This window comes from Elusimicrobiota bacterium, from assembly GCA_028718185.1.
Classification (GTDB): Bacteria; Elusimicrobiota; UBA8919; order UBA8919; family UBA8919; genus JAQUMH01.
In genome coordinates this window covers 106,707-121,011 of sequence record JAQUMH010000004.1, presented here as the reverse complement: position 1 = coordinate 121,011, position 14,305 = coordinate 106,707, and the positions used below count along the sequence as shown (strand labels likewise).

Below are 14,305 nucleotides of genomic sequence, written 5' to 3'. Positions count from 1 at the left end.
GTTATGATTAAAAATTTCTTTTCAGCAATTGGTTTATTAACAATTATACCTGTACCTAAAAAATATTTACAGGAATTGAAACACCCTGTAATATTCTTTCCTGTTGTGGGGTTGCTGATTGGTTTTATTTTAATTGGAGTAAATATTGTTTTCTCGAAATTCATGCCAAAGCTTATAACGGATTTGTTTGTTTTAATAACATTAACTGTTATATCAGGTGGGATACATATTGATGGTTTTGCTGATACGATTGACGGTCTTTATGGCGGGAAAAATAAATATGAAATTATCAGGATAATGGATGATGTGCATATCGGTAGTATTGGAATGGTAGGAATAGTTTTACTTGTTCTGACTAAATTTTGTTTTATTTATTCACTGCCTCAAGAACATGTTTTCAAATCATTAATTCTAATGTCAGTTGTCTCAAGATTTTCTATGGTTCTTCCTATAATTATCTCAAAACCTGTAAAAGAAGGGTTAGGAAAGATGTTTATAAATTCATCTAAACTAACAGATTGCTTAATTGCAAGTATTTTGGCGTTATTATTAGTTTTCTTATGTTTTAAAACCACAGGATTGTTAGTGTTAATTGTAATAGTATTGACTACTTTGCTTATAACAAAATTATTTGAACATAAAATCGGTGGAATTACCGGAGATAATCTGGGGTTTATAAATGAAATATCCGAAGTTATTTCATTGTTTTTAATTATTGTACTTATATGACGCTCAAAGAGAGTTATAAAATGATGCTAAAAACTATTTTTTTCTTTTTATTTTTAACAAACACTACTTTTGCTGCTGAAATGCCGAAGAGAATAATTTCTCTTTTGCCGTCAATTACCGAGCAGCTTTATCTTTTGAATGTCGAAGATGAAATAGTCGGGGTTACAACTTTTTGCGATTACCCTGAAGCAGCAAAAAAGAAAGAAAAAATCGGGACATACATGGAACCTAATTTAGAAAAGATATTATCTCTTAAGCCGGATATTGTTTTGGCAAGCAATATACAGCCGGATGTTGTAAATAAGTTAAAAAAATTCGGCATAAATGTTTTTGCTTTTATAGAACCGATAAATTTTACACAAATATGCGAACAATTTGTCCAAATTGCAAAAATTACAGGAAGGGAAAAGAAAGCAGATAATATTCTAAACGGAGTACAGCAGGAAGTTTATAAAATCAGGAAAAAAGTAAAGAAAAAACATAGTATTTTTGTTGAAATCGGTATAGACCCTTTAGTAACTGTAGGAAATAAAACATTCATAAATGAAATTGTAAAAACTGCCGGTGAAATAAATGTTTTTGAAAATACATCAAGTGAATATTTCAGGGTAAATATAGAAGCGATTATAGAACGCAACCCGGATATAATCCTGGCGATTAGCGGTCATGGAGAGTCTGAAAATGAGAACGATTTCTGGAAAAAATATAAAAGTATAAATGCAGTAAAAAATAAAAGGATTTATATAATTGATGCGAATACCTTGTGCAGGCCTACGCCTATAAGATACCTTGAATCTTTAAAAATAATCAGTAATTTTCTACAAAATAAAAATGAAAAATAAAACTGCAACTATTTCAGGTTTAATACTTTTACTATTACTTGTATCTTTTCTTTCTTTGCTATTTGGCGGGACTAATATCTCATTAAGTAATATAATTTCCGTTTTAAACGGTAAAACAACCGATACATTGCTTCAAACAATTATATATCAGGTGCGTCTTCCAAGAATCATTTTGTGTATTGTTGTAGGTGCAGGATTAGCTGCAACCGGTTGTGTGTTTCAGGGAATCTTAAGGAATCCATTAGCTGACCCTTACACGCTCGGAATATCAGGTGGAGCATCATTGGGTGTAACTATCCTGATTGCTACCGGTTTAGCTAATTATGGGGCTTTATATTTGCCTTTATCTGCTTTCTTAGGTTCTTTATTGACCGTTTTCCTGATTTATATAATTGCTTCAAAAAAACGATTTTCTGTTCCTATCTTAATTTTGGGCGGAGTAGTTTTAAGTTTTCTTTTTTCTTCTATAGTGCTTTTCATTTTTGCATTATCTCAATCAACTGACATTCATAGAACTATTTTATGGTTGATGGGTGATTTATCTTCCGCAGATACAAATCTTATAAAAATTGTATCTATTTTAGTTCTTTTTGGAATTGGATTACTTTTATTGTTCAGCCGCGATTTAAATATTTTGACTTTAGGAGAAGAAAAAGCATCACATTTAGGGGTTAATGTAGAGAAAAGCAAAAAGATATTTTTTGTATTTTCGTCACTTATAGTCGGGGCTTGTGTTTCTGTATCAGGCATAATAGGTTTTGTAGGGCTAATTATACCTCATTTATCGAGAAAAATTGTAGGTCCGGACCACCAGGTTTTAATTCCAGTGTCTGCTCTTTCCGGAGCAATATTTCTTACTATTTGTGATACCTTTGCAAGGACAATTATTAAACCTGTAGAACTGCCTGTTGGTGTTATTACGGGGATTGTCGGCGGATTATTTTTTCTAATTGTTTTAATAAGAGCAAAAAAATGGGAAATATTTTAGAAGTAAAAAATCTTGTTTGCGGTTATGATGACAAATCTATAATAAAAGACCTGTCTTTTTCTGTGAACGACGGTGATTTTATAGGGGTTTTGGGTCCTAACGGCTCCGGGAAAACAACTCTTTTTAGAGCGCTCACTAAAATAATAAGACATTATAAAGGGGAAATATTATTAAAAGGAAAGAATCTTTCTGAAATCTCTTTTAGTGAACTTGCAAGAAGTGTAGCGGTGCTTCCCCAGTTTTTAAACGTAATATTTCCTTTTACCGTAGAAGAATATGTTTGCATGGGCAGATTTCCATATTTAAAACGTTTTGAGAAATTAGGAAGCAGCGATATGGAAATAGTAGAAAAAGCTATGGTTGAATTTGATGTAATATCTTTAAAAGAAAAAAAAATCAGCGAACTTTCAGGTGGTGAAAGACAAAGAGTCTTTTTAGCACAAGCTATCGCACAACAGCCAAAAATACTGCTTTTGGATGAACCGATAACACATTTGGACATAAAACATCAGGTGGAAATAATGGACATACTAAAGAATATGAATACAAATGGTATAACAATATTATCAATAATGCACGATTTAAATCTTGCGTCTGAATATTGTAATCGTATAATTCTTATAAAAGAAGGCAGAGTTTCTGCTGACGGGAAACCTGAAAGTGTCTTGAACTACAAACTCATTGAAGATGTTTATAATACAATTGTTGTTGTCAAAGAAAATCCTATTTCAAAAAAGCCGTATGTTGTATTAGTGTCAAACCTGCCTGCCGGCAAGCAGGCATGAACAAAACAGGGAATCCCGTGTAAATCGGGAACAGTCCCGCTACTGTAAAGGGGATGAAGTTTTATAAATGCCACTATCCCGACAAAAAATCGGTATGGGAAGGCGAAATTTCAGACGAACCTGAGTCAGGAAACCTGTTTGTTCATTAAACCCGGTGTTACATCGGGGAACTCTTCGAGAGAAAGGGAGGTGGGTATGAAAAAGTTAATTAGGTAATTAGAGATTGCAAATTATGATAGAAATTAGGAAATATATGGAAATTAGTAGAAATTAAACAACAAATTTCTATGAATTATTATAAATTACGCGAAGCATATTTCAAAGTTATTTATAAAATATGGAGGGGAAAATGTTGAATAAAGTGATATCCACTTTATGTGGAAAAAAGATATTTAGCATATTATTAGTTTTAACGTTTATGGGAATTATTTTTGCGGAAGAAACCAGCGTGTATATCGGGCTCAGGAAAGATGTTCCTGTTGAAAAAAATCCGACAAATATTTCCGTTGTAAATGAAAATGATATTATTGAATCAGATTCAGGGAATGTGGGTGAAGTGCTAAATACGACAACGGGAATTACAGAAGTATCCAAATTAGGCACAATTGGTTCTGAATCAACAATGCGAATAAGGAGCGGCGGTGATTCATCAAAACAGGTTCTGGTAATGGTTGACGGAAGACCTGTTAATGATACATCGCTCGGGTTCGCAAATCTTACTGAAATACCAACCGAAAATATTGAGAGAGTTGAAGTTATGCGGGGACCATCTTCTGCCCTGTATGGTGCAAATGCTTTGGGTGGCGTTGTCAATATTATTACTAAAAAAGCGATATATGAAAAACCAAGAACAGAAATCGGTTATAGTTATGGAAGTTTCAACACTAAAAATTATAATATGAACTTTTCTGCTAAACCGGGAAAGGCGGATATTTACCTGACAGCAAGCAAGAATTTTACTGATGGTTTCAGGGAAAATTCCGACTATGATAATTTAAACTTATCCTTAAAAACAGGATATAATTTAGGGAAGTATGGCGATATAACACTTAACAATGGATTGTTGAATTCCAGAATCGGAATACCCGGAACTAATAATACACCGGTTAGTAAATTTAATAATAATAATGAAGTAGCAGCATCTTTTCCAAATGCATATGAAAGAGATAAAAAATATTACAATCAGCTCCAGCATAAAATAAATATAAACAACATAACTGTTGAAACAAATATTTATAATGATTATCAGAGAAAACGTTATAAAAATCCCGATGCCTTTACTGATAGTATTTCGCAACCTTCAAATCTCGGGTTAAACTTACAAGTTGAAACTCTTAATGATATCGTGTTCGGAATTGAAAGAAAAGTCGAAAGTTTTGAGAGATTTGATTTACAAGTTAAAACAATGAATAAAATCAGAGAAAATTCAGCCGGGTATATTCAGAAGACATTTGAAATTAAAAAATTATCACTAACACCCAGTGTTAGATATGATTATAATTCTATTTATAAAGAATCAACAAATCCCAGAATCTCTTCTGTATATAAATTAACTGATGATATAAAACTATCAGCAAATGTCGGGACTGCTTTCCGTGCACCTACTTTTGAAGAATCTTTTTCGCCATACATTTCCTGGCCGGCTTCAATTTGGGGAAATGCCGGAGATACGCAGGGAAATGTAAATATAAAACCAGAAAAATCAGTAGGGACGGATTTTGGTATAGAATATAAAAAAGAGACTTTATTATCGAAAATTACATTTTTTTATACAAATGTAAAAGATTTAATTGAGTGGCAGAAAAGTTTTCCGACGTTAAATTATGAACAATGGAGACCTGTAAATATAGGCAAAGCGTTTTCAAGAGGGATTGAAATTGAAGTTCAGAATGACATAAATAAGAAGCTATCCCAAAATATCAATTATACCTTTCTTGAAAGTATGGGAAAGAAAACAGGAACCTACAAAACTTTACAGTATACGCCAAAACACCGTTTGAATTACGATTTAAATTATTTGGCACCAAAAAAAATAAAAGCAAACTTAAAGGTTGAATTTACACACAGGCAGGACTGGGAGGAGTGGAATGATTGGATGTCTGCATGGGAAAAACATCTGGTTGCCGGACATACGATTGTAAGTTTAAGATTAAGCAGGGAAATTCTTCAGTCAGAAGTGTTCTTTGCTATCGATAACATTCTTAATAAAAGGTATGTTTCAAGGGAAAATTTCCCGCTTCCGGGAAGGACATATTCAACCGGTGTAAATTTGTATCTGTGGGATTAAATCTAGTATTCATAATTAGCATTAATTTGTGGTCGACGCTTCGTAGATGTCGGCCACTTTTTTTTACTTGATTTTTTTTGAAAAAGACATATACTGTCTGCTATGCATAAAAATATAAAACCTGCAAGTGCATGCCAATTGATAAATCACAGTCCCGTTGTTTTGGTTACGACAGTAGATAAAAAGGGGGACCCTAATATAATGACTCTTGCCTGGACAACAATGGTAAATACTGAACCACCGTTATTGGCAATTGTAATAGGGCAACAGGCGTATTCACAAAAATCAATAAAAGAAACGAAAGAATTTGTATTAAATATACCTGATAGTAAGTTAATGAAAAGCGTTCTATACTGCGGTTCAACAACCGGGAAAAATACAAATAAATTCGAAAAAACAGGTCTGACTCAAATTATTTCAAAAAAAGTCAAAGCACCTAAAATAAAGGAATGTTTTGCACATGTTGAATGCAAGGTGATAAAAGAATATAAGTATTCCGATGTTATGCTATTCATTGCAAAAATTGTTTATGCAGATGCAGACAATAAGTATTTTGACGGTTACTTAAAAACAGATAAGATAAAAACGATTCATCATTTAGGGGGAGGATGGTTTGCTGAAATTGGAAAGAGATTTAAAGTTTAAAAAATTAGAAAGCTTAAAAAGATTATTGAAAAAATATAAAAAAATATTAGTTGCGTTTTCCGGTGGTGTTGATTCTGCTTTTCTGTTAAAAGTTGCGGTAGACACTCTCGGTAAAGAAAATGTTATATCTGTAACCGCTATCTCGCCGACATATCCGGAAAACGATTTAAAAATAGCAAAACAAATTGTTGGGAAATACGGCAACAAGAATTTCTTTATAAAAACCGGTGAAATGAATAACAAGAAATTTGTTTGTAATACAAAGGACAGGTGTTTTTGGTGTAAAAACGAACTTTTTAGAAAAATACATTTAATGGCTAAAAATAATAATATCGATGTAGTATGTGACGGCACTAATTATTCCGATAAAAATGATTACCGGCCGGGAATGTTGGCGGCAAAAAAATGGAATGTCAGGCACCCGTTGTTAGAAACCAAAATTTTAAAACAGGAAATCAGGGACATGTCCAGGAAATTCAATCTTTCGACCTGGAATAAAGATGCATCACCGTGCATTGCTTCAAGATTGCCATATGGGAGTAAAATTACAAAATATAAAATAGAAAGAATTAAAAATGCGGAAAATGAGTTAAGGAAATATAAATTGAGGAACCTCAGGATAAGAGATTATTCCGATACTGCAAGGATAGAGGTTGATGAGAAACAGTTCCGTCATATTTTTAACAGCGGTATGTATAAGAAAATAGTAGAAATATTAAAAAAATATAAATATACTTTTATTACTTTGGATTTGGAAGGGTACAGAACCGGTAGTTTAAATAAAGTGATAAAAAATAAAACGTTAAACCATTAAAAAAATCTTGACAATTATTTTTAAATTTTATATCATACTTTACTATATCTTAGCGTAACAGGAAGTTTAAAATTAGAAAAATATGAAAAGAAGCCAGGAAAGCGCGCCCTTATTTGAAACTGTTTTTAATCATGCAAAAAAACGCATGATTTCCTTTCACACACCGGGACATAAAAATGGAAGGAGCATTGATAAAAAGCTTTTAGATTTTACCGGTAAAAATGTATATTATTTTGATGTAACTGTTTTCCCTGAAGTTGATTCTTTACATGACACAACTGGATGTATAAAACAGGCACAGGAATTAATGGCAAAGGCATACGGGGTTGAACATTCTTTCTTTCTTGTTAATGGTTCTTCCGTAGGTAACCAGGCGATGTTTTTATCTGCTTGCAAACCGGGTGATTCTGTCATTCTTTCCAGAAACCTCCACAAGTCTGTTTTAAGCGGGATAATATTAACCGGCATTTGGCCTATATGGCTTCAACCGCAGATAGATCAGAATCTTGATATTATTCTTGATGCTGAACCGGATCAGATAGCAGAAGCAATCAAAAAGTTCCCGGAAGCAAAAGCGGTTTTTATTACAAGTCCAACCTACAACGGTGTAACAAGTGATCTTTTGGAAATAGCAAATATCTGTCACAAAAACAATAAACTACTGCTTGTTGATGAGGCACATGGTCCTCATTTAAGGTTTCACAGGGATTTTCCTATATCAGCCGTAGAATCCGGTGCTGATATGGTAGTTCAATCAGTTCATAAAATTTTATCTGCAATGTCACAGGGCTCAGTTCTTCACGTTAATTCTGACAGAATAGATGTAAGCAGGGTTAGAAAGGTTGTTTCAATGCTTCAAACAACAAGTCCCAATTATCTTATTCTTTCATCGATTGACCTCGCCAGAAGACAGGCAGTTATGCACGGTGAAAAACTTTTAGGACAAATTATTTCTTCGGCAGAATACGGGAGAAAAAAGATTAACCGGCTGAAAAATCTATCATGCTTTACCCGCGAGGATATCAGGTCAAGAGGCTACGATTTAGATGTAACCAAACTTACGGTTAATGTAACAAAGACAGGTCTTAGCGGTTTAGAAGTGGAAGATTTGTTAAATGAAAATTATAATATTCAGGTTGATTGTGCCGATATTTTTAATCTTATTGCAATAATGGGGATCGGTTCAACACAATCGGATGTAAATAAACTCGTAAAAGCACTTGAAGATATTGATAAAAAACATCATGGAACAAAAAAGAATTGGGACCTGAATTTACCATCTCTGACAACTGAAATGGTATTGATTCCGAGAGATGTTTTCCTTTCAAAAGAATCTAAAAGAGTTCCGTTAAATAAAGCAGTAGGACATATTAGTGCCCAGTCTCTTACTCCGTATCCTCCGGGAATTCCCATTCTAATTCCGGGTGAAAGAATTACCCGCGAAATATGCGATTATCTTTACGAGTTATCAAAAAATGATATACGGGTAAGCGGGCAGGAAACAGACGCACTTAAGACAGTAAAGGTTGTAAAATAACACGAATACACACGAATAAAAGCAAACATCTCGAATATTTAAGAATAATGCCATCAGTTTTATTCGTAAAAATTCGTGATTAAATTCGTGATGTATTATTCGCGATTGTCAGGGGGATAAAATGAATGCTAAAGAATTAAGTGAATTAAAAAAGAATCTCATCGCCAAGAAAAATGATCTTTTGAAAGTTGTTGACGGTAAAAAACAAAAGGACTTAAAAGAAGAGCATAATGTTGGTGATGAGATAGATGCAGCAGGTGAAAGTGAAGAGAAAGAACTTATATTCGGACTTACTGATAATGAAAAGAAATTACTTGATTTCATTGAATCAGCTTTGCGAAAAATAGAAGTTGGCAAATACGGTGTTTGTGAAAGATGTTCGTCAAAAATCCCGTATAAAAGACTCGAAGCAATGCCTTATGCCAGATATTGCATAAAGTGTCAGCCAAAATACGAACAAAAAAAATAGAATAGAGGACAAGAAAATAACAACAAATAATATTCTTCTTTTTCTATATTTTGTATCTCTACTAGGACTTATAATTTTTGGTGGTCATAGATATCTTTTGATATACTTTTATAAAAAGTATAAAAAAGATGTGCCTCTCCTAAAACCTCTTGAAGAACCATACTACAAAATAACAATTCAACTGCCTGTTTACAACGAACCAAATGTTGTATCCCGCTTAATAGAAAGTATTGTAAAACTTGATTATCCGAAAGAAAAACTGGAAATCCAGGTTCTTGATGATTCTACTGATGAAACACAAAAAATAGCGAAAACATCTGTTGAAAAATATAAAAAAGAAGGTTTTAATATTCTATACATTCACAGAGATGATAGAACAGGATATAAAGCCGGAGCGTTACAAAGCGGTTTATCACTCGCAACCGGTGAATTTATTGCTATATTTGATGCGGATTTTATTCCGAAATATGATTTTTTAAAAAAGTTACTGCCATATTTTTCAAGCGATAACATCGGTATGGTACAAGCAAGATGGGGGCATACAAACAGGAAATATTCGCTTTTGACTAAAATACAGGCAATAATATTAGACGGGCATTTTTTAATAGAACATACTGCCAGAAATCGTTCCGGCAGGTTTTTTAATTTTAACGGAACAGCAGGGATTTGGCGAAAAAAAGCAATAGAAGAATCGGGCGGGTGGCAGAGTGATACGCTAACAGAAGATATGGATTTATCATATAGGGCACAATTAAAAGGCTGGAAATTTATTTTTGTTCCTGATGTTGTAACTCCCGCGGAACTTCCGGTAGATGTAAATGCGTTTAAAACTCAGCAAGGCAGATGGGCAAAAGGGACTATAGAAGTAGCGAAGAAATTAATTGGTGTAATATTAAAAAGTAAAACCCCTTTTAAGGTAAAAGCTGAAGCAATATTTCACCTAACAAGTAATTTCTGGCATTTGTATTTAGCAATAATATCAATGGTTTTGTTACCTGCGATTTTAGTCAGATTAAATACAAATCACAGGGATATTTTTATGATTGATATGCCGATATTTTTACTCAGCATTCTATCGATAGCATATTTTTATTATATCTCTCAAAAAGAACTTGGTTATAGTTTCTGGGATTCAATAAAATATCTTCCGTTTTTAATGTCAGCCGGAATAGGTCTTGCTGTAAATAATTCAAAGTTTGTTCTTGAAGGCATTTATGGATATAAAACTGAATTTGTAAGAACTCCTAAATACGGAATAACACGGGACTCTTTAAAAAAAATCAAAACCAAAGAATCGCGACATGGTTTAATATTTTATATTGAATTTGCAATGGCAATTTATTTTACAATCTTGTTATATCTGATTATAATGACACGACTCTACATGTTAATCCCTATTATTCTTCTTTTTCAGTTTGGTTTTGTGTATTTTGTAGTATCTTCTCTTGTACAATCTTATAAAAATAATTAATCAATATTTAAAATATTTAATGTCATATATTCTAAAGTTGCAAGAAGATATGACATTCCTGAAGGTTATATATGGAGGTAATTGTGCCTGTCAGTGAAGACGGTCCATGTACAAAATTATTTTCTTCAGTTAATATCAAGGGAAATATTTCTCTGCAGAATTTAGACGGAACAGGGATATCAAAGGAAATGATATCAGCTCTAAAATATGCACCTGCCGGTAAATGCGTTGCGTGGGGTATCCCGTTTGATATAAATAAAGTAATTTTGATAAAAGATAAAGAAATTAATATTGATGTTGATTTGAAAACACAATGGCTGGTATTCTTGCATACTACCGATATAATGCCTCTTAAAAAAAACAAATATGGATTTATTTCGCCGATGGGAGGAGATGGAAGATTAGGTGAACATGTTGCAGATTATATTGTAGTTTATTCTGATGGAACTGAATTTAAAATACCGATTAATAGAAGATACCAGATAAATATGTTTGTTCGCAGGTGGGGAGAAAATTGTTTTGAATCTGTTTCTCACATTAAACCGTGTCCGGTACGACCTCATCATGAGCAATTATCTAATCGTTGGGGATGGTCTCAAACAAGAACAAGATATTTAACTAATGAAAAATGGATGAACTGGCTGTATGCATGGAAGAACCCTTATTTAAATAAAAAAATTGCTTCGATACGATTTATACCAAAGTCCGGAATTACTGTTTTATCATCAATTTCTGCAGGTGAAGCGTCAGATAATCCATTAAGATGGCAATCACGAAAAAAAGCAATTCTTAAACTACCCAAAAATGAGAAATTCAAGCCGGATTTAGATAATAAAGGATTGCTTGAACAGGTAAAACTTGATATGGGTCAGGTAATCTCCGCTATATTACAACCGGTATATCCAAATAAATCGTGGAGAGGAACACCTAATAATTCTGTCCCGGAAATATCTGAACAAGAAGTATTAATCGAATATACTGCACATCCTGATGCCGTTTTTCATATATCCGGAGAAAAAGTAATTCCTTTAAAAAACATTGAAAAACAGAAGATGGTCTTACAAGTAGTAACTCCTGCAACTCAACGGGTAACATTAAAGGTAGTGGAAAAAGGCAGTAAGAAGTATGTTCCTGTAAGATTGCATATTCATGGTGAAGCAGGTGAATACTTGGCTCCGATTGATAGAAATAGAATACCTAATCCTTCATGGTTTGAAGACTATAGCTGTGATTATGTTAACGAAAAAATCCACTATTGTACTTACATTACCGGAAAAACTGTAGTTGATTTACCATTGGGAAATGTTTATATTGAAATATCAAAAGGTTTCGAAATCGTACCTGTAAGAAAGACAATAAAGATTCAGCCGTCTACTGATGAAATAACAATTGAAATTGAAAAAGCGTTAATGTGGCGGGAAAAAGGATGGGTTACAGCAGATACACATGTTCATTTTCTTTCTCCAAAAACCGCTTTACTTGAAGGTGAATCTGAAGGTGTTAATATTGTAAATCTTCTTGCAAGTCAGTGGGGAGAATTAATGACGAATGTTGGAGATTTTGACGGTAAAACAACATTCGGTTCTAAAGAAACCGGAGGCAACGGCGAATATTTAGTACGTGTAGGGACAGAGAATCGACAAGATATTCTTGGACATATTTCTTTACTTGGATATGAAGGTGATATAATTGCACCTATGACTACGGGCGGACCTGATGAGTCAGCTTTGGGAGATCCGGTAGAAGCACTTTTAACTGAATGGGCAGAACAATGTAAAAAACAAGATGGATTAGTTATTATTCCTCATTTTCCTTCTCCAAGATTAGAAAATGCTGCTGTTATTACCAGTGGCAACGCTGATGGAGTTGAGTTGAAAGGAGGAATTGGACCGTATTCACTTTCAGATTGGTACAGATATTTAAACTGTGGATTAATGGTTCCAATAGTTGGTGGAACAGATAAAATGGAAGCGGATACTGCTGTAGGAAATATTCGCACATATACATATATTGGTAAAGATGAAGAATTTACATATGAATTATGGAAAAAAGCAATAAGAAAAGGCAATACTTTTGTTACAGCAGGACCTCTGATGGAGTTTTCTGTAGATGGTAATTTACCCGGAACACGAATAAAGATAGCAAGAACCGGAGGAACTGTAAATGTAGAATGGAAAGTAGATAGTGTAACATTGCCAATATCTAAAGTAGAATTAATAGTTAACGGTGAAATAATTGAAAGTAAATCTTCTAAATTGCACGGAGGGCATGGTGATAGCGGAAAGTGGGAAGTAAAAATCAAAAAAAGTTCATGGATTGCCTTACTTGTACGGGGTTATTATTCTGACAAACTAGAAATTATTGCAGCCCATTCTTCTCCTGTAATGATTGATATTGAAGGAATTGAATTTTCTTCTGCTGCTGATGCTGTAACAATTCTAAACCAAATTCAGGGTGCTATTGCCTATTTGGATACAGTAGGAACACGTGCAGAAACTGAAATCTATAAAAGAATGAAACTTAAACTTACTGCAATTTACCGTAGTTTCCACAATCGGATGCATCAAATGGGGCATTTTCATAATCACAATCCATTAGATGATCATTCTGAACACCATTAAATGTTTTAATGGAGACATTATATAAATAAATGAAACAGATACTAGAAAAGTATTTATCTAAATTTGAAAAAACGGTTGACCTTGAACACCAAAAAAAAGCTAAGGAAATATGTGGGAAAATATTTAAATTTGAAAAAGTGGAAGAATTGCCCTATATTAGTAATGATATTCCAAAAGTTTATGATAAAGATTGGCCTGTTTATCCATATAATGATATTTTTGTTGATGAATCAAAAATGCTTCTTGATCAGTTAAGACTTCCTTTCTTACATAATCAATTGAAAGATTATCATCCTTTAAACATACGTTGTCATTATGGAACAGTAATATTACCATCTATATTAGGTGCAAAATATCAACTTACAGAAAACTCACTTCCGTGGAGCCATCATTTAGAAAGTCGAGATGAAATCCAGAAACTCATTGACAAGGGTATTCCTGATTTGAAAAACGGACTCGGCAAAAAATGTTTTGAAACACTTGATTTCTACAAAGAAACATTATCAAATTATCCAAAATTGAACGAAGCAATTGATATTTATCATCCTGACTTGCAGGGACCTTTTGATGTAGCTCATCTTCTATGGGGTCATGATATTTTTCTTGCATTATATGATTGTCCCGAAGTGGTACATAGCTTATTAGAATTAATTACAAAAACTTATTCTGTTTGGATGAAAGAATGGCTTCGTTTAACAGGGAAAGAAGATATTATTAAAACCCATTGGCAATTTTATGTTAAAGGCAATATATTGATAAGGGATGATTCTGCAGTGATGTTATCTGAAGGGCATTATAATGAATTCGTTAAACCATATAACCAGAAATTGCTTGACGAATTCGGTGGTTGTATTCATTTTTGCGGGAAAGGCGATATCTTCATTAAATCAATGTGCGAAACTAAAAACTTATTTGCCATTCAACCTTCCCAGCTTCACTTAAATGATATGGATTTACTTGTAAAATCAGCCATATCAAATAAAATAGTAATACTTGGATTAAATAAAAAATATTTGGAAAAGTACAATTTTAAAACAGGAGTTATAGTTCTTAATTGGTAGTTTTTTTTAATAATGATAAATAATTTACATAAATAGTTGTTAATGTTTTAAGGAGG

Annotated in this window: 12 protein-coding genes and 1 riboswitch; all 12 genes read left to right on the top strand. The window is 33.1% G+C overall.

Annotated features, from left to right (window positions below; all coding sequences use genetic code 11):
- Positions 1 to 3: 3 nt before the first annotated feature.
- A complete protein-coding gene (gene cobS, locus PHE88_07200) occupies positions 4 to 729 on the top strand; it encodes an adenosylcobinamide-GDP ribazoletransferase (GenBank protein MDD5687600.1) in 726 nt (241 codons plus the stop codon).
- Between the two features lie 20 nt (positions 730 to 749).
- Positions 750 to 1,571 carry a cobalamin-binding protein gene (locus tag PHE88_07195; GenBank protein ID MDD5687599.1) on the top strand — a complete coding sequence of 274 codons (822 nt, stop codon included), beginning with the start codon at positions 750 to 752 and terminating at the stop codon, positions 1,569 to 1,571.
- Positions 1,561 to 2,559 (top strand): iron ABC transporter permease, encoded by a 999-nt coding sequence (locus tag PHE88_07190; GenBank protein MDD5687598.1) that lies wholly within the window; start codon positions 1,561 to 1,563, stop codon positions 2,557 to 2,559. Before PHE88_07195 ends, PHE88_07190 begins: the two co-directional genes overlap by 11 nt.
- A complete protein-coding gene (locus PHE88_07185; GenBank protein MDD5687597.1) occupies positions 2,544 to 3,344 on the top strand; it encodes an ABC transporter ATP-binding protein in 801 nt (266 codons plus the stop codon). The genes PHE88_07190 and PHE88_07185 overlap by 16 nt, the downstream gene beginning before the upstream one ends.
- Positions 3,300 to 3,501: riboswitch (cobalamin riboswitch) on the top strand. It overlaps the preceding gene by 45 nt.
- Positions 3,502 to 3,693: 192 nt before the next feature.
- Positions 3,694 to 5,631, top strand: coding sequence for a TonB-dependent receptor (locus PHE88_07180; protein ID MDD5687596.1), 1,938 nt, complete (start codon positions 3,694 to 3,696; stop codon positions 5,629 to 5,631).
- A 102-nt stretch (positions 5,632 to 5,733) separates the two neighbouring features.
- Positions 5,734 to 6,276 carry a flavin reductase family protein gene (locus tag PHE88_07175; protein ID MDD5687595.1) on the top strand — a complete coding sequence of 181 codons (543 nt, stop codon included), beginning with the start codon at positions 5,734 to 5,736 and terminating at the stop codon, positions 6,274 to 6,276.
- A complete protein-coding gene (larE, locus tag PHE88_07170) occupies positions 6,245 to 7,090 on the top strand; it encodes an ATP-dependent sacrificial sulfur transferase LarE (protein MDD5687594.1) in 846 nt (281 codons plus the stop codon). Before PHE88_07175 ends, larE begins: the two co-directional genes overlap by 32 nt.
- 82 nt (positions 7,091 to 7,172) lie before the next feature.
- A complete protein-coding gene (locus tag PHE88_07165; GenBank protein ID MDD5687593.1) occupies positions 7,173 to 8,627 on the top strand; it encodes an aminotransferase class I/II-fold pyridoxal phosphate-dependent enzyme in 1,455 nt (484 codons plus the stop codon).
- Positions 8,628 to 8,748: 121 nt separating this feature from the next.
- On the top strand, positions 8,749 to 9,096 hold the full coding sequence (locus PHE88_07160) for a TraR/DksA family transcriptional regulator (protein ID MDD5687592.1): 348 nt from the start codon (positions 8,749 to 8,751) through the stop codon (positions 9,094 to 9,096).
- 97 nt (positions 9,097 to 9,193) lie between these two features.
- Positions 9,194 to 10,567 carry a glycosyltransferase family 2 protein gene (locus PHE88_07155; GenBank protein ID MDD5687591.1) on the top strand — a complete coding sequence of 458 codons (1,374 nt, stop codon included), beginning with the start codon at positions 9,194 to 9,196 and terminating at the stop codon, positions 10,565 to 10,567.
- A 71-nt stretch (positions 10,568 to 10,638) separates the two neighbouring features.
- On the top strand, positions 10,639 to 13,188 hold the full coding sequence (locus PHE88_07150) for a CehA/McbA family metallohydrolase (protein ID MDD5687590.1): 2,550 nt from the start codon (positions 10,639 to 10,641) through the stop codon (positions 13,186 to 13,188).
- Positions 13,189 to 13,217: 29 nt separating this feature from the next.
- Positions 13,218 to 14,249: a uroporphyrinogen decarboxylase family protein gene (locus PHE88_07145; protein MDD5687589.1), complete on the top strand. Its 1,032-nt coding sequence runs from the start codon at positions 13,218 to 13,220 to the stop codon at positions 14,247 to 14,249.
- Positions 14,250 to 14,305: the final 56 nt, after the last annotated feature.